This window comes from Nocardia nova, from assembly GCF_002933465.1.
GTDB lineage: Bacteria > Actinomycetota > Actinomycetes > Mycobacteriales > Mycobacteriaceae > Nocardia > Nocardia nova_B.
This window is the reverse complement of sequence record NZ_PSZE01000020.1, coordinates 99,632-115,861: the sequence shown is the minus strand read 5'-3', so window position 1 is coordinate 115,861 and position 16,230 is coordinate 99,632. Positions and strand designations below refer to the sequence as shown.

14 protein-coding genes and 2 pseudogenes are annotated in these 16,230 nt (G+C 66.7%); 5 read left to right on the top strand and 11 right to left on the bottom strand.

The window, feature by feature from the left end; all coding sequences use genetic code 11:
• The 10 genes and pseudogenes from C5E41_RS34530 to C5E41_RS22515 form a co-directional block, all read right to left on the bottom strand.
• Positions 1-326: pseudogene (locus C5E41_RS34530) on the bottom strand (hypothetical protein); the annotation flags it as partial.
• Positions 323-1,174 carry an NlpC/P60 family protein gene (locus C5E41_RS22555; protein WP_146097646.1) on the bottom strand — a complete coding sequence of 284 codons (852 nt, stop codon included), beginning with the start codon at positions 1,172-1,174 and terminating at the stop codon, positions 323-325. The gene C5E41_RS22555 and the pseudogene C5E41_RS34530, both read right to left, overlap by 4 nt.
• 38 nt (positions 1,175-1,212) lie before the next feature.
• Complete coding sequence (locus C5E41_RS22550; protein WP_146097645.1) at positions 1,213-3,525, bottom strand: hypothetical protein; 2,313 nt, start codon at positions 3,523-3,525, stop codon at positions 1,213-1,215.
• A 149-nt stretch (positions 3,526-3,674) separates the two neighbouring features.
• Positions 3,675-6,197: an ATP-binding protein gene (locus C5E41_RS22545; protein ID WP_104377762.1), complete on the bottom strand. Its 2,523-nt coding sequence runs from the start codon at positions 6,195-6,197 to the stop codon at positions 3,675-3,677.
• A complete protein-coding gene (locus tag C5E41_RS22540; protein ID WP_258081170.1) occupies positions 6,198-6,716 on the bottom strand; it encodes a hypothetical protein in 519 nt (172 codons plus the stop codon).
• On the bottom strand, positions 6,713-6,973 hold the full coding sequence (locus C5E41_RS22535) for a hypothetical protein (RefSeq protein ID WP_030517937.1): 261 nt from the start codon (positions 6,971-6,973) through the stop codon (positions 6,713-6,715). Before C5E41_RS22535 ends, C5E41_RS22540 begins: the two co-directional genes overlap by 4 nt.
• 17 nt (positions 6,974-6,990) lie before the next feature.
• Positions 6,991-8,004: a conjugal transfer protein gene (locus C5E41_RS22530; RefSeq protein WP_258081169.1), complete on the bottom strand. Its 1,014-nt coding sequence runs from the start codon at positions 8,002-8,004 to the stop codon at positions 6,991-6,993.
• A gap of 65 nt (positions 8,005-8,069) precedes the next feature.
• Complete coding sequence (locus C5E41_RS22525) at positions 8,070-9,218, bottom strand: GAF domain-containing protein (RefSeq protein ID WP_104377760.1); 1,149 nt, start codon at positions 9,216-9,218, stop codon at positions 8,070-8,072.
• A gap of 254 nt (positions 9,219-9,472) precedes the next feature.
• Entirely contained in the window at positions 9,473-10,366 is an 894-nt protein-coding gene (locus C5E41_RS22520) for an ROK family protein (protein WP_104377759.1), read from the bottom strand.
• A 48-nt stretch (positions 10,367-10,414) separates the two neighbouring features.
• A complete protein-coding gene (locus tag C5E41_RS22515; RefSeq protein WP_146097644.1) occupies positions 10,415-10,891 on the bottom strand; it encodes a hypothetical protein in 477 nt (158 codons plus the stop codon).
• Positions 10,892-11,173: 282 nt separating this feature from the next.
• Here C5E41_RS22515 and C5E41_RS22510 point away from each other — a divergent pair, with 282 nt between their 5' ends.
• The 3 genes from C5E41_RS22510 (at position 11,174) to C5E41_RS22500 (ending at position 13,942) form a co-directional block, all read left to right on the top strand.
• Positions 11,174-11,881: a MerR family transcriptional regulator gene (locus tag C5E41_RS22510; protein WP_104377757.1), complete on the top strand. Its 708-nt coding sequence runs from the start codon at positions 11,174-11,176 to the stop codon at positions 11,879-11,881.
• Between the two features lie 52 nt (positions 11,882-11,933).
• Complete coding sequence (locus C5E41_RS22505) at positions 11,934-13,439, top strand: phosphatase PAP2 family protein (RefSeq protein ID WP_104377756.1); 1,506 nt, start codon at positions 11,934-11,936, stop codon at positions 13,437-13,439.
• 83 nt (positions 13,440-13,522) lie between these two features.
• Complete coding sequence (locus tag C5E41_RS22500) at positions 13,523-13,942, top strand: DUF6508 domain-containing protein (protein WP_146097643.1); 420 nt, start codon at positions 13,523-13,525, stop codon at positions 13,940-13,942.
• A gap of 18 nt (positions 13,943-13,960) precedes the next feature.
• Here C5E41_RS22500 and C5E41_RS22495 read toward each other — a convergent pair.
• Positions 13,961-14,089 (bottom strand): annotated as a pseudogene (locus C5E41_RS22495) (short-chain dehydrogenase); the annotation flags it as partial.
• 88 nt (positions 14,090-14,177) lie between these two features.
• Here C5E41_RS22495 and C5E41_RS22490 point away from each other — a divergent pair.
• On the top strand, positions 14,178-14,810 hold the full coding sequence (locus C5E41_RS22490) for a TetR/AcrR family transcriptional regulator (RefSeq protein WP_104377780.1): 633 nt from the start codon (positions 14,178-14,180) through the stop codon (positions 14,808-14,810).
• Positions 14,811-14,955: 145 nt separating this feature from the next.
• Positions 14,956-15,663, top strand: coding sequence for a hypothetical protein (locus tag C5E41_RS22485; protein ID WP_104377754.1), 708 nt, complete (start codon positions 14,956-14,958; stop codon positions 15,661-15,663).
• Positions 15,664-16,230 lie beyond the last annotated feature (567 nt).

Here is a 16,230-nt window from a genome sequence, read left to right as displayed (position 1 = left end):
GTGCCGGCGCCCGCGGCGGGGGGTGCTTGCGCCGATCCCGGTGCCACCGACACCGCGGGCGAACCCGCAGGCGCCACCACACCACCACCCGACCCGGCAGACACAGGACCCGGCAGCGCCGGGCTCGGCACCGCCGGAGTGGGCGTCCACGGCGCCGCGGGAGTATTCACCCCCGACGGTGCCCCCGGAAGCGATGGCGTCACCGCCTTGTCGGGCTTCGACCTTTGCTCCATGGGACGCAGCGTCCACGGCGTCGTCCCATCGGACGGCTGTTCCTCGGTCGGCTCGCCGGTGACCCCCGGCTGCACCTCGGCAGGTGATGTCATGCCCCCGCCCCCAGTACCCGCTTGACCTGCACCCCACGGCTCGTCGGAATCGTCTGTTCCACAAGGCGTCCCGTCGTCGCGTCGGCGGTGACCATGGTTCCGTTTCCGAGTACCACACCGGCGCGCGCCGGTCCGCGCGAACCGTAGTCCCAGAACACCACATCGCCGGCCGATGCGGCGGACAGCTGTACGCGCTGACCGCAGATCGCTTGCCCCGCGAGGGTCGTCGGGAGAATCACCGCCCCCGAATTGCTACCGCGGATGGCGTCCGTCGATGTCTGGCAGCCGTTCCCGGTGGGTGCGGGTATTCCGTCGAGTGACGTCTTCTCACATCGCTGTGTGGTCGCGGCCACCGATGCCTGATAGATCACTCCCCGCACCAGTTCGGCCATATCGGCCGCCTCGGAGCGATAGCTCGCGGCGAGCGCACCCGCGCAGCTGCCGGCGAAGCCGGTATTGCCGAAAGCCAACTCCGGCAATTGATACGGCGCCGACTGCATCGGTCCGCTCAGACACGAGCGAATCCAGTCGGAGACGTCGTTGTCGCCCGGGTCGACGGTCACGCTCGCGTACGGATTGGTGGACGGCACATCCGATGCGACGACCGTGCCGCCGCCCCCGCACTTCGAGGCGGTGGTGGTGGCCGTGGGCGTCTCGCTGGGGTCGTCGCCGATCGCGCTCGCGCATTGGCACTGCAGGTCCGCTGCCGACGAACCCGACTGTGCCGCAGTAGGAAACACCGCTCCCATGAGCACCACTCCGCACAGGGCGACGACGACCACAAGACCCCAAGCCCACCACGGTACGAATGCCAATGCTGTCCGCAGTCCGTCCGGCCGATTGCTCATCGACAGCCTCCTCACAAGCCTTTCGGTTTATCCGCTGCCTAGCGAATGCGGCGACCGACGCGTCCCATTTCACGTCGCCAGTTCGGGTTGGGAGGGTTGGCGCCGGGCGGCTGTGGAGCGTTCCACGGCGTCCGGTGGACCCGCGACGCCCAAAGGTCCGTATCGGCCGCGTGGGAGATGACCCGGCGAACCTCTCGAATATGGCCCGGATTTCCCGGATCGTCGACCAACCGGTCCACGGCGGCGGAGACAACCCGCGCGTGCTCGTTACCGATCCACATCAGCATCCGGTCGGCACTCGTTTCGTCGATTCCGGCCAGAGACGCCAGGGTCGAGTTACCACCACTTGCCACCAGCTGCAGTTGCTCGATCTGCTCCTGGCTCGGGGCCGCCATGTATTGCTCGACAAATCGTCGCTCTCGGCCATGGCGAGCCCCGCCGTCCAATGTAACGCCACCCGGGTTCGCGCGCCGAAACCGGAAGGTCGCCGCTTGTAGCGTCGCCAGATCGGCTGCGGCCTCTTCCGCCGTACCCTCACCTCGAAGCACACGATTGGCAGAATGCTGTGCGCGCGAAATGGCCGAGACCACATGGCCGAGATGTTTGTCGGTGAGCGTCTCGTCCTCGGCGTTCTGCGCGACGATGCCCCACGATCGGATCGCATTCGACATGATTTGCTCATCGGTGAATCCGGCGCCGAGCATCGCGCCCCACGCGCTGTCGAGTCCACCGCCGTAATCGAATACTCCTTGGATCGCTGCGGAAGCACCCATGACGGTGTCGACACCGCCGGCCGCCTCGGCAGCTTGTCGGGCCGCGTGGGCGAACTGATGTCGGTTCATATAGGACTGCGTGTACAAGCCGTCGGGACCGCCGAAGTTCTCCCGGCCCCACACCCCCCACTGGGCGAGCTGCGACTGGCGTTCCGTGCGCGAGAACGGCCGCAGCGGACTGCGCGTGCGCCCCCACATCCATTCGGTGAGTGGGGAATTGCTCACGGTGCTGACACCGGCCAGGGTCGCCAGCATCGCGGCGCCGCCCAGCTTGTGCTTTGCTCCGGCCTGCCCCATGCCCAGTGCCGTACCGCCGCCTCCGCCTCCGCCGCCGCGCGAAACGCCCTGCATCGCAAGCGCGAAACGATTGGCGACCCATTCGTTCCCGCTACTCAGCCCGGCGCTCAAACGCTGCAACTGGAAGATCGCGATGACTTCCACGATGGCGCCGATCACGAAGATCGCCATCACGTCGTTCTCCGCTTCCTTGAACAGATTGCCCAGGAAGAGCACATAGACGCCCAAAAAGATCGTGTAACAGGCCATTCGCGCACCCGCGATGAACCCGTCGACGACATTACGCACCAGAAAGGTCTGGGTCGGCCCGTATATGAACCCGCCTGCCGCAAAACCGAAGATCGACATGAGGCCGTGGTAGATGGTGTCCAGCGCGGCTTTGATGATCTTGAGGGACAAGTAGACGGCGAACAGCAGCAAGATCGTGCCCGCGACCAACAGGATCAAGCCCGCCCCGATCTGCGGAACCGTCGGATTCTCGGTCGCCTTGTAAGCAGCCTTGTCGCAGTTCTTCATGCCCTCCTTGACTGCCTTCTCGCTACCGTTCATCACCGCCGAGGTCCACGCTGCCTTGCACGAGGAATCAGTGTCGACGACGCGACCGAAATTCCATACCTGCAACGGGCGGCGGGCGAAGTTGTCGGCAAGATCGGCCTGCATTTGCGGCACCAGCGCTGTCGCGTTCGGGTTGCTGTTGCCGTTCAAGCCGGCTGCCACCGACACACCGATATTGCGCCCCTGGGCGAGCAGGCCGTCCGATGACAGCACATCCGCGAGCGGCTCCGCGAGAAATATCGGTCCGGCCACCGCGATCAACAACATGGACACCACTTGCATGGTGGCCTTGGCATGGAATCCGCGGACCACGAACCACGCCACGAAGAACGCTCCGATAGTCACCGCAGCCGCCAACATCATCGGCGTGGCGATCTGGCCGCTGAGACTGTGCGCGACACCTTCGAGAGCACGACTGAACAAGTTGAGCCATTCGAAGCTCAAGGCATATCCGATCAGCCAGATCGCGGTGGTCACAATGACCATCCAGCCCGCGAATTCCAGGCTGAGAACCAACGATAGTGCGGTATTGGCCGGATGAAGCAGCCCGCCGTGATTGGTCGCAAAGATGTAGCTCGACAACTCCGCCCCCGAGGAGTCGCGTACATGCATCCAACTCAGTCCACTGTTGACCGAGGATCCCTCCGCGTCCCCCTCCCCCGTCTGTGCCGTGGCCACCGCACCGAGCACCACCGGCAGCACCACCATCACGACGAACGCGGCCACCGCAGAGACGCTCCAGCGCCGGCGCCGAGTGGCCGACATCCAGCCCCAGCATCGGCGGGCCACCGCGCGCGGCTGCCACCGAGCCGGGTCGAAGAATTCGAATTCCCAGTCCGGACCGAACCTGCCGCGCACGGTGCCCGTATCGCTGGTCATGGCACCGCCTGTCTTTCCAGTATCGCGCGCTTGGGCGCGGCATTCGGCGTGCTGCTGATGGCCTCGGCGCGATCGGGCCGGGCCGGACCGAGCACCTTGCCGCGACCGATGCGGTTCAACGCATCTCGCATGAACATCTCGCCGCGCCGCTCCTCGGGCACCTGCCGCCCGGGGCCGATCGGCGGGGAGGTCTCCTCGCGCAGAATCTGCAGCAGGAAGGGCGCCTCGTCGAGGTCCACGCCCAGCCATTCCAGGCTGTTGCGGGCCAGCGTTTCGTCGCGCTGCCGGAAGACGAACCGGTTCGGGATCAGATTGTGTGCCGCGCCCTGGAAGTCGGTGGCCGGATCGTGTGAGGCCAAGCCGATCGCGGCCAGGTGCTTTCGGCCGTCGCGACTGAAGTCGCTGGTCACCGCGGATCCCACCTGAGTCTGGGTGAAGTGGTGCGCCTCGTCGCCGACGAGCAGTCCGAACCGGCCGTTGTCGGAGAGGAAGGCCTCTCGCGCGGTGACGCCCACCAATTCGTACAGCGCGGTGCCCAGGCGCTTGGTCAGCGGCAACCGGTTGTAGAGGTGGGGGGTGACGAGTTCTTCCGCGGTCGGCAGCGCCAGGTTGTGGCTGCGGATGACCGTGGCCGCGGCGTCGAGTCGCAGCGGTCGCAGGCCGGGATCGAACAGGACCGGCACTCGTTCCACGATGGCTCCCAGCCGGGCGGCGAGATCGGCGTACTCCTCGGCACTGCCGCGCTCGTCCCGCAGCCGGCACACCACGCGGTAGAGATCGAGCAGGCTCCGAATACCGTGCTCGGCAATACCTTTCGGAGTGAGCATGCTGCCGATGAGCGCGCCGGCACCGCTGGTGGGCGACAGGTCCAGCAGCGGTAGGATCGAGTCCAGCGCGCGCTCACCGGCGACACGCGGATCGAACAATCGCAGCGGATCCAGCGACACGGTCGGATTGCTGAGGTCGATGACGACCGCATTGTCGATCGAGGAGGCGAAATGTTCCCACTCCCCGACCTGACTGCGGTCGATGGCGAGAAATTGCCCGCCCATATCGTGGACCAGCACCGCCATCAGTTTCAGGAAATACGATTTACCCGAACCCAGTTCGCCGGTCACCGCGAACGAGGCCGACAGATCGTGCAGCGCCGCTTCCATGATGCCGAAGTGAATCGGCTCGAATTGGCCGGAGAGCAAATTGACGCCGATCACCGGACCGCTGTCGTCACCGATCTGGCTGGTGGTGAAGGGCACGAAACCCGACCACATATCCGACGGCACGATATGGGCGAAGTCGTCGTAGGCGCGCCGCGGTGGACTGCCCGGAATCATCATCGACCACAGGTCGACCTGAGCGCCGACGGGTGCCGTCATCTCCACCTGAAAGCGTTTGTATCGGCGCTTGAGGGTATTGACCGCATCCATGGTGGTGTCGTGCGAGGAGCTGCCGACCGCGATCACGGTCGTGAACGAAACCTCCGATTCGCCACCGTTGACCTCGAAGTGATTGTTGTATTCACCGAGCATCTGCACCTTCGACATCAAGGTGTTCTGCGCGAACGACACCTCCTGATCGCGTTGATCCATCTGCTCACCGAGACGGCGCAGATTCTGCTCGTTGTTCTTCAGCACCGCGTCCGCCGGCCGCGTGGAGATCCGCATCCCCCAGTCGATGGTGACGTTTTCCATACCGTCGAGCACGCTGAGGAATTCGCTGCCGCCGGGGAAGTTCATCCCGGCGTACGGGAACGAATGGGGCGTCAGGATCGCCTGATAGGACGGCCGGAACTCGAAGTCGGGCTGAACCACTTTGATCACCGGCACGAACGACGGACGCAGGCGCCGGGTGCTGTCGGCCTGTGCGCCTTCGTCGAGGGCCGCGGACCGGAAGACGGCGGCAGTGGCATCGTCGAGAACGCCCGCGCGGGTCGGCGCGACCGGATCGCCGACCGCGCCCCGGGACAGATAGTGCTCCCACAGCCACTGGAACAACGCCGCCGGCACCGGCACCGGTTCGAAATCGCCGCCGATGCGCGAAAGAATCTCGTTCGCGGTGTCGTCGTAGGCCTCCAGATCGGCGCGTGACAGGGCGGTCGCGTCCATCGTGGTGGTGCTGCCGCGCCAGATCCGCGACAGTCCCGACAGTGCCGGGCCGCTGGATCCGACGGGTATGGACAGCAGGAAGATCCGGGTCTGCGGCACGATGGCACGCACTCGCTCGTAGGCGGCGACCACCTCGAGCGCATAATCCTCGCATTCGTCGAGATCGACGCCCTCGACCATCTTGCCCAGCACGTCGATGGTGTTGAGCCGCGCCTGAATTCCCAGCAGGAGCGAGCCGTTGGGCAGGTTGTTGATCAGCGCGTGGTGGGCCGCCTTCACGTCGAACTTGTCACCGGCTTTGCGCAATCCGTAGCCGAGCGGATTGATGAAATACGTCGCGGTGACCAATCCGGCGTGCGTGAATTGCAGATTGCCCCGAATGGCCGCGGTGGGCTGGATATCTCGCTCGAACGCCATTCAGTGCACTCCTCCTGCCACTGCGCGGCTACCCTCGACACGAAGCGAAGCGGACTGGGTAGCAAGCAACTCGGCGACATTTCCCGATCCCGACCGGCCGACGGACGCGGCCTCGGGCGCCGGCCCGTCCGGAAAGATGATGACCACGGATTCCTCGATGAACAGGGTGTGCCGGGCGGATTCGGCGGTTACCGGAAAACCCGAGGCCGACACAGGTTTGCGGACGAAGACCAAACGGCCGAACCACATGGCCCGCGAGATCATTCGCACCCCGGTATAGGGCAGCAACCCCAGGCCGAACACCGCCACAATCGTCAGGATCAGCCCCACCACGAAAGTGATCGCCGGATTCACCGGCACGATCATGGCGAGAACCGAGGTCACCAGAATGACCGCGATACCGCCGGCCACCTGCGGAAGTGTGTACGGCCCGAATGGCAGTTTCTGCCCGTTCTGCGCTTTGCCGATCATGGTGGGCACCCGTTTGATCGGCGTGTACACCTTGATCAGCTGAGTCATCGGTATCGCCCGACCGGTTGATCGGGCACGACGCTGGTGGCATCGGATCGTGCGTAGTTGACCAGTGTCGGCAGCATCCAGAACAGCACCGCCGCGAGGATCGCCGAGCCGACCACGCCGAGCACCTTCGTCGGCGACAACTTCGACTTGGCCGCCTCGGAGATGAGGATGCCCATGGCGAGGATCGTGATGACGATGATGCCGAGCGCGCGGACCACCAGCAGGATGTAATACAGCAGCGCGTTGAGATTGTGCATGAGCGTCCCTTCTCGGATCAGTTCTGCGTCGCCGGCGGGATCTGCACGGTCGTCGTCGGTGCGGCGGGTTGGCTACTGCTCGGCGCCGATGCGCCGACGCCGCCGGGACCAGTGCCGTTCACGACCGTGAGCGGATTCGTCAGCGCCGGAACACGATCGACGGCTTGTATCTGCCACTGTCCGGAGGGGCGCACCATGGTCAGCGGATACGACAGCGAGACCGAGGAGCCACCACTGCCCTTCGGCGCCACCGTAGCGAGCACTTTCGCGCTGTTTCCGCCACTACCGCAACTGGATTCGTCCGCCGCGACCGAGACGCTCTCGAGGCCGGTGAACGGAGCCGGGCGCAATGCCGTGATTCCGGCGCCGACGGCCGTATAGCGGGCGACATCCCCCGATCCGGTCAGATAGGCAGTCAGGAAGCCCGTGGCGACATCGGCCAGCGGCGTATCCGAGGGACAGGGCGTGCCGTAGGCGAGAGTGATATCCGGGCCACGCCCCGGCGGCTCCACCGCGGCCGGTAGCGACAGCGCCCGCCTGCGGCCGTCCGGTGTCACCGATACCGCGACCTGGTAGTACTGACGGGCGTCGGTTACGCTGCCGGTCCGCCCGGGGTGTACCGATACCGTGACCGCCCAGATCTCCACGCTGGCAGTGGATTCGGTGCGGCTGACGTGGACGACCATCGGGTCGCTCACAGGATGCGCGGTGGCCGGCAAGCGCATCTGCTGCCCCGGATCGACATATTCGGCGATCCGATCCTGCTGCCCCGCGCTCGAACCGAGGTAGCTCACCACGAAGTCCTCGGCAAACGATGCCGCGAGTTGAGCATGGCCGATCAGGGTCGTCGTGTTCGCATCGGACGGTCCCTGCGGCGGATCCGAGAACCACGACAGGACGGCATGTCCACCACCGAGGACGGCGAGTACGGCCAGTACCGCGACGACAATGTTGTCGCGGCGGCGTCGCGCGGCCATCCGGCGAAGCAGTGCTTCGCCCGAATCCGCCGATCTACCAGCAATTGCCCGCACTCTCGGAATGGTAGAGAGGGCAACGGCATTCACCTTTCGGACTGTTCCCTGCCGTGGGAAGGCGCTCAGTACACGGGGCTGCGCTTCATCCGGCCGGCCAGGCGATGCCGCAGCTGGTCGTCGTAGCCGATGGGGGTGTGCAGGTGCGGTAGCCCCGAGGACTGCCGCTGCGGCTCCATCACCGGGAGATCGTCGGCCACGCGAACCATCTGGGCGATCGCCAATTGCCGCGCCGAATATCCCGGATAGGGATAGAGCAGCAGGGAGGTCGGGGTATAGCCGCCACCGTAATTCAAAGCCCGGACGGTGACCCCCGCCGTGTCGCCCGCGCGCAACCGCTCGTCGAGGGCGAGCAGGCGATGGCGATCGTCGGGATGGAAGACGTCGATCGGCCGGAACAGATAATCCCACCTGATCCAGGGCGCCGGATCGGTCAGCCAGTGCGAAATGCTCGTGTATTCGAGTTGCACCACAGCCAGATGGGTGCCGGCGCGGCGATGCGCTTCCCGCAGACCGACCTGCTCCAGCGTGGACCACGACATCGCCGCCCGGTCGGCACCGATCTCCTCGATCAGCAGCCATGCGCCCCTGGATCGTTCGTCGTCCCGCGCGCGCATCGTGATGCGCCAGCGGCCCGGACGTTCACCGTCGGCACGGACGGTCACGTCGAACTGCATCTTGGCGCCGGCGGTCGGCTCGTACAGCAGATCGAGCACCTCGGTGTGCCGGTCGAATCCCGACATCCGGTGGAACAGTTCAGCGATCGATATTCGCGGCACATACTCCTCGGCGGACATTCCCGATAATCGCGCGATACCCCCCGGCAGCTGGATGGTCTGTGTCGACAGATCCCAGAACGCTCCGACCGCCGGACGCAGCGCCGGCACCTCAGCGGTCGCCGGACCCAGCCACAGCCGGATGGCATGGACGTCACTGGCGGGACCGAAGACGGGTTTGATCAGCAGCCGATGCGGACCCGAGCGGGTCGCGATCCGCAGATCGACCTCCTGCGCGTGATCGCGGGCCGAGATCATGGCCTCGGCGATCCGCGCGGTCGTCAGGCCGTCGTAGATCGCGGGCATCTTCGCCAGCTGCCGTTGCAGCACACGCTGCCATGCCGCGAACTCGCGGGGCGTTTCCCCGACCGAGGCGACCGACATCGTCTCCGGCGTCAATGTTTCGATCGTCGTCCATCCGATCACCGCGTCACTCATCGCACTTGCCCTGCACCAGCCGTTCCTCCGCACTCATGACCGACGGGTTCAGACGATCACTGTGACCTAGCCAATGTACCGTTATCCAGCGGTGCGATCAATAGGTGACGGAGAACTGCCCTGGTCAGCAGTCTTGTCACCGCGGGCGAACCGTGCTGAACGAACGCCCATTTCGTAATCAGACGGTAAACATGCGGATTCACGGCCGGCCCCGCCCTACCGCGCGGGGCCGGCCGTGATCGACGACGGCGGTCCTACTCCTGGGCCGCGATCAGGGCGAGCACGCCCGCTCCGGCGAGCACGCCGAGATCGTCCAATTCCGAAGGGACCACCCGCAATGCGGCCAGGAAGCCCGCCCGGGCGTGGGTGGCCACGGCCGTATTCAGCGGCTTCCACAGCGCCGGTCCGGCCGTGGCCATCGAACCGCCCACGACGACGAGACCGACGTCGAGCAGCGGCGCGACGGAGGCGATGGCCCGCCCCAGCGCGGTACCCACACGATCGAACGTCGCGACCGCGATCTCGTCACCGGACTGCGCCGCCGAAACCAGTTCTGCCACTGTGGCTCCCGGCCAGCCTCCGCCCCGAGCCCACCGCACCGCGGCGATACCGCCCGCGACGGCCTCGAGACAGCCGCGACCACCGCATTCACACGGTTCGTCGTAACCCGGAACCAGCAGATGGCCCAGATGGCCCGCATTTCCGGTGCGGCCCACGACCACCAGTCCTCCGACCATCACCCCAGCACTGATCCGGTCCGACACGGCGATCGACACCGCGTCCATCACCTGGCCGGTGGCGCCGAAATTCTGTTCGGCCAGCGCCAGGCACACACCGTCGAGGCCCAGTTGCACACTCGCGCTGGGAAATGCCTTCTTCACGGAATCGACGAGGTCGAAACCGGTTTGCCATTCCTTGACCGCGGTCGGCGCGACGATGCCGGCGGTCATGTCGATGGGCCCGGCCGATCCGATGCCGATCGCCGCGACATCCTCGCCGCCGGCGATCTCGTGCAGCAAGGCCCGGCAGGTCTCCCAGGCGCCGGCGGCGGGGATCGGCACCCTGCGAATTTCGTCCGCACCGACATCCTCTGCCACGCGAGTCGCCGCGAAGCCCGCCGGGCCGATTTCCAACGCCAGCACAGTCATGAATTACCCACCGTCACAGTAGTTTTCGCCTGTCGATGGTGACTGCTCTCAGCAGCCACCGGTCGCTGCCGGTCGCAACCGGCGCCCCAGCACGATACGACGACGCGGCGTCGCGGGCGCGGGTTCCACACAGACCGGTCGCGCACCGGTCCGGATGATCCGCAGTGGCCGTTTGTGATCCAGCGGGGCCGTCCGGTGCCGATCGAGGTTCTCCACGATCTTGCCGGCGCTGTCGTAGGCGACCCCGGCCCAGATCATGGCCCGAGGGCCGTCGCCGCGTGCGATCAAAGATGCTGCGAGCTGGGAACATTCGGTCAGCAGTGGGCAGCTCGCGCAGATCCGGACCGCGGAGCGCCAGGAGTCGGGGGTGCCGACGTCGAGGTCCCAGTCGTCGGGTCCGTCAGCGCACGGCGGGCGGTGCGCGGCCGCGACGGCGACCGTCGCGACGACGGGCGTGGGAACAGTCGAAAGCGGCGGCGCCACAGTGGATCCGAGGGGTAGCCGACGCGAGTGAATTGTGCTCATTTCCGTCTCCGGGGATGCCGAGGACCCACGTGTGCAGTCACCGTGTGGTTCGCAGACGTGGCCCATGGGTCGGGCGGGCATCGGGGCTGCTCAACAGTCCCCGGCAACCAGCAGCGAACTGCTGTACTCGGCACGTTAACCCACGATTTGGCTGTCAGCAACCACTTCCGCCGCTATTTAACGGCACATTGACCAAGTCGTTGCACGGATGTATCGTCACTTAACGGGACGTTTTTGTACGGTCCGTTTTTCTACGGGGTAAGTTGTGATTTCCTAAGAGGTATGGCTGTGCACTCGGAGTACACGATCGACGAGCTGGCGCGGGCAGCAGACACCACCGTGCGCAGTGTCCGCGTGTACCACGAACGAGGGCTGTTGCCGTCACCGGAAGTCCGGGGGCGCATCGGCTACTACGGATCCGATCATCTGGAGCGGCTGCATACGATCAGCCGGCTGCTCAGCCGAGGTATGAAGCTCAACGGGATCCGCGAGTTGCTCGAGGCATGGGATCGTGGCGACGGACTCGCCGACGTCCTCGGGGTCAGCGACAGTCCGGGCGAGCGTGAACCCGTTGCCGCGCAGGAGAAACCGGTCGGCGACGATCCGCTCGCGGATCTGCCCGACTACGTCAAACAAGCGCTGGCCGGCAGTTCGGACCCGCTGGAGGCCTACCGGGTCGCCAATCCGCGCTGCGGCGATCTCGCCGCGCGCCTCATCGACAGCGGGGTGCCGGACGCCACCGCCTTCCAGCTCGTCGAGCGGATGCGCGCGGACTGCAATCAGATCGCGGATCGCTACGCCACCGAATTGTTCTACTGCCTCGCTGGGCAGGCCTACGAGCGCTCGCAGCGCGACAGCAAGGACCGCGCACGGCTGGAAACAGAGGTGGCCATCGCGCGCCTGATCGTCACCCGCGCCGCCTCCGAGCTCATCGACCAGGCCTTCGCCCGGCACGCCGAACTGCCGGCCCCCAACGAGCCGGCCCGATAAGTCCGGTTGTTGTTCGATGTGCCCGGTGCACGGTGCCGGTACGCTCGGGTGAATGCGCAGGCCTCTCGTCCCGCGGCGGGTTCGCGGAATCAACACGCTGGACCGGCGACTGGTCGACCGCAGCGCGCGGTTGCGGCCGAGTGCCGCCGACACCGTGCTGCGTTCGCTGAGCCACGCCGCCAACGCCAATCGGCTCTGGATCGCGGCGGGTGTGGGTGCGATCGCGGTGGGGACCACGGCTCAGCGCCGTGCCGGGGCGCGCGGACTCGTCGCCGTCGGCATCGCGAGCGGGCTGGCCAACGGTGTCGGCAAACCGCTGTTCCCGCGGCGCCGGCCACCCGCCGAGGCGGTGCCGCAGATGCGGCGTCTGATCTCGCCCCCGATCTCCTCGTCGTTTCCCTCCGGCCACGCCGCCTCGGCGGCCGCCTTCGTCACCGGTGTCGCGCTGGAATCACCGGCACTGGCCGTCGCGGTGGCGCCGGTGGCGGCCGCGGTCGCGTATTCGCGGGTTCACGTGGGCGTGCACTGGCCCACCGACGTGCTCGCCGGCGCGGCACTCGGCGCCGCCGTCGCGGTCGGCACCAGACGGTGGTGGGCGGTGCGTCGCGACGAGCCCGCGACGGTCGGCCCGGCACAACGGATCGAACCGCTGATCGGCGGCGACGGCCTGCTGTTGGTCGCCAATCCGAACGCCGGTAGCGGCGACGGCGGCGGGCTGCTGGCGGATCTGATCCGGAAGCTACCGGCGGCGACGCTGCTCGAACTCGGCGACGACATCGACTTGGATACCGAGATCGACACCCGGCTGCGATCCGGATCGATCCGCGCTCTCGGCGTCCTGGGCGGGGACGGCACGGTCTCGGCGGTCGCGGAAGCGGCGGTGCGGCACGGACTTCCGCTGGCCGTCTTCCCGGGCGGCACCCTGAACCACTTCGCCCGCGACGTGGGCGTCGAGGATATCGCCGCCACCCTCACCGCGCTCTCCTCCGGCGAGCTGGCGCTGGCCGACACCGCGCGGGTGCGCCTGGACGACGGCAGCGAACGCACCTTGGTGAACACCGCGAGCCTCGGCGGTTACCCGGATTTCGTCCGGTTGCGTGAGCGCTGGGAGCATCGCATCGGCAAATGGCCGGCAGCCGCGGTGGCGATGGTGTGCGTGCTCGTGCGCGCCCAGCCGCTGTGCACCACCATCGACGGCGTTCCGGCCTCGGTGTGGATGTTGTTCGTGGGCAACGGAACCTACCGCCCCGGCGATCAGGTGCCCACTGCCCGAACCGATCTGCACGGCGCCGGCCTGGATATCCGGTATCTGCGCGCGGACCGGCGGTTCTCCCGGTTGCGGCTGATCTGGGCGTCGCTCACCGGCACTCTCGGCGATTCGCCCACCTACGTCCACCGGCATGCGGACAAGTTGCGGGTACGCGTGGACGGGCCGCCGATCTCACTGGCCACCGACGGCGAAGTCGACACGCGCGGTGCGGAATTCGAGTTCATCGGCGATCCTTCGACACTGCCGGTGTTCCGGGTTGCCGACCGTAATGTAGGGCCCCGACGCTAGCCGGCACCGGAGACTGCGCCGAGAAGAACTACACACCTCATGGTATGAAATCCCTAGATTTCACATGATGGAGGTGTCGGATCGTGACGCAGGCCAACCCCATGACGGTCGAATCGGCCGAGGCCGCTTTGGCACGGCTGACCGCCCACGATCGCGGCGTGCTCACCGATCTGGTGTGCCGGGTCGACAAAGCGGCCTCCGGCGCGGCCTCGTCGCGGAAGGCGCCGCTCGTCGACGAGGTGGTGCGTTTCCTGGTCGATCGGCATCTGCTGCTGACCCACTTCAATTGGGGCGCTTGGGAAGAAGGGCAGCAGGCGATCCAGCGGCGTGACCGCGCGGCGCTGGCGACCTGCACCGCGCAGCAGTGCCTGCAATACCTCACCCTGCTGGTCCGCGCGGACCGCTTCACCGAGGGCACACTGGTGTCGGCCTTCGAGTCGGGGCTGATGCAGGCGCTCCTGCACCGCCTGCATCAGCACACCTACCCGCACGCGGGACGTTAACCCCAAGGCCGCTCAGTCGGAGGCCAGTAATGCCGCCATTTCGGCGATTTCCTCGGGACGACCGCCGCGCCCGAGCGGGGTGTTCTCGAGGTACTCCTCAGTCAGCTCCGGAACGTAGGCGATACCGGCGACCGGCGGAATAGACACATTCTCAGATCTGTCCACTCATTGCTAGGGTTTTCCCGAAACCGTTCGACGGCGAACCAGTGCGGGTATGCGGCGAAAGGGGCGGCGGATGAGCGAGACGACGACCACGACGGTGGTCGACCGACTGTTGGAAGCGACACAGAAATTGCTGGCCGCCAAGGGAATTCGCGCTACCACGATGATTGAGGTGGCCGAGGAGGCGGGGGTCTCGCGCGCCTGGTTGTACCGGCACTTCCCGGACAAGCCCGCACTGATCGGCGCCGCGATCGTGCGGCTCACCGACACCTGGTGGAACGACGCCCGCACCGAACTCGACCGCATCGACACCTTCGCCGAACAGCTCACCATCGGCGTGCGCATCGGCCGCGGCGCCTACGACGATCCGGGCGCGCTGCTCATGCGCCTGCGCTCGTCCGAACCAGAGGAGTTCGCGGCCTGCGCCGGCGCCGGCGTCACCGCCCTCGTTCCGGCTCTCGCGGCGTTCTGGCGGCCCTACATCGACCGCGCCGCCGAACGCGGAGAGGTGCACCCCGGCCACGATCGGGCCGAGGTCGCCGAGTGGGTGGCCCGGGTCCTCATCAGCCTCGGCACCGTCCCCGGCGACACCATCGACCCCGACGATCCCACCGCGGTGTCCCACCACCTGCGCACCTACCTTCTGCCCGCGCTGACGCACGCCCCCGCCGGCACTTCCGAGCGGAGCCGCCGCTCCACCCGATAACGAGCCAAGCCCTGATTACGGGCGAGCCGCGCCCACTTCACGCCACTCGGCCCACCCGCCGAATGGAAAATGGAAATCATTTCCGTTAATGTCTGATGCCGCTCCATCGAGCGCTGCGCAGAACACAGAACGGAACAGAGATCAGATGAACAAGATCACCCGCATGACCGTCACGGCGATGACGGTGGTGGGCGCGTTGGGCGCCGGTTCGGCTATCGCCTCCGCCGCGCCCACGACAGCGGCAGATCACGTCCTGAGCACCGAGATCATGCCGGGCGTGCAGTACACGAGCTCCACCGCGGATCAGTCCGTGGTGATCGAGACGGCAACGGCCACGCTCGTCGCGGCGGGTGGGCAATTCCAGGTGCGCGACGCCTCCGGGGCCACGGTCGCCGGTGTCCCGGCCTTCCCGGCCGAGCCGAAGGCCCTGACCGCCGTCCACGCAGCACCCGAGGTGCGCGCAGCGGCACGCGCCGCGACGCCGGAGCTCCACCTCGAGAACATCGACGGCGATCCGCAGACCGAGCGGTTCGACGCGGCGATTCAGGCCGCTATCAACGAGTTCGGGTTGGCGACCAGCGTCGGAACGATGACCGGCGGCCTGATCGGCCTCGCGGTCGGCTGCGGAGTCGGCGCCGTAGCGGGCGCTGTATTCGGCGCGCCCGTCCTCGACGCCGCCGGACTCACCCTCATCGCCGGTTGCCTGGCCGGAGCGGGCGTCCTGGGCGGTATGGGTGCCATCCTCGGCGCCGCCCTCCTGGGCGTCCCGGTCGGCATCGCCTCCGCGATCAAGTTCCAGCACACTATGAATCAGCCGTACCAACAGCACGCTCACGACGGCGAGAGCAACTGAGAACGGATGGCGGGCGTGAGCGGACCATCGCCCACGCCCCTACCGGCCAACCGCCCGCCGAACCGCGCACGTCGAGCCGCTGAACCGCGCGGTTCAGTCGCCCACCGCCTCGAAATCGGTTCGCATCGACCATCCGTTTCCGATCGACATACCGTGGATGGAAGTCGAATTCCGCTGAGCTGTGCGGTATTTCGTAGCGGCCGCGCCTCCGTGGACTCCGGAACGCGAATCGGGACCCTGCCGTCGATGGCAGGGTCCCGATTCAATCGTCACCGGACGCGCTCAGCCCCCACAGATACAGGAACGCTGTCGCGACAAGCGGCGCCGGCAATCCGAGCCGCGGCCATTGCCTCGCGGATCACCCTCAAACTTGGGCCGGCTCTTTGCCGAACCTATGCGCGGACTGTGTGGCGGATGCGGAGGGAAAGATGAGCGAGCCCCCCGAGTCCAGTGGGTTGAATCGGAGACGTAATCTTGGAGCGAATCCTTTCGGCCTCTAATATCATTGGCTGCGAAGATATTTCGGGCGGGACACGAAATCCGCACCAAAACGGATGAGAAGGGGAG

What these genes read in the sequence shown, in the direction of transcription:
- C5E41_RS22555 (WP_146097646.1), bottom strand. Translation starts at nt 1,174, where the DNA reads ATGAGCAATCGGCCGGACGGACTGCGGACAGCATTGGCATTCGTACCG.
- C5E41_RS22545 (WP_104377762.1), bottom strand. Translation starts at nt 6,197, where the DNA reads ATGGCGTTCGAGCGAGATATCCAGCCCACCGCGGCCATTCGGGGCAAT.
- C5E41_RS22540 (WP_258081170.1), bottom strand. Translation starts at nt 6,716, where the DNA reads ATGACTCAGCTGATCAAGGTGTACACGCCGATCAAACGGGTGCCCACC.
- C5E41_RS22535 (WP_030517937.1), bottom strand. Translation starts at nt 6,973, where the DNA reads ATGCACAATCTCAACGCGCTGCTGTATTACATCCTGCTGGTGGTCCGC.
- C5E41_RS22525 (WP_104377760.1), bottom strand. Translation starts at nt 9,218, where the DNA reads ATGAGTGACGCGGTGATCGGATGGACGACGATCGAAACATTGACGCCG.
- C5E41_RS22520 (WP_104377759.1), bottom strand. Translation starts at nt 10,366, where the DNA reads ATGACTGTGCTGGCGTTGGAAATCGGCCCGGCGGGCTTCGCGGCGACT.
- C5E41_RS22515 (WP_146097644.1), bottom strand. Translation starts at nt 10,891, where the DNA reads ATGAGCACAATTCACTCGCGTCGGCTACCCCTCGGATCCACTGTGGCG.
- C5E41_RS22510 (WP_104377757.1), top strand. Translation starts at nt 11,174, where the DNA reads ATGGCTGTGCACTCGGAGTACACGATCGACGAGCTGGCGCGGGCAGCA.
- C5E41_RS22505 (WP_104377756.1), top strand. Translation starts at nt 11,934, where the DNA reads ATGCGCAGGCCTCTCGTCCCGCGGCGGGTTCGCGGAATCAACACGCTG.
- C5E41_RS22490 (WP_104377780.1), top strand. Translation starts at nt 14,178, where the DNA reads ATGAGCGAGACGACGACCACGACGGTGGTCGACCGACTGTTGGAAGCG.
- C5E41_RS22485 (WP_104377754.1), top strand. Translation starts at nt 14,956, where the DNA reads ATGAACAAGATCACCCGCATGACCGTCACGGCGATGACGGTGGTGGGC.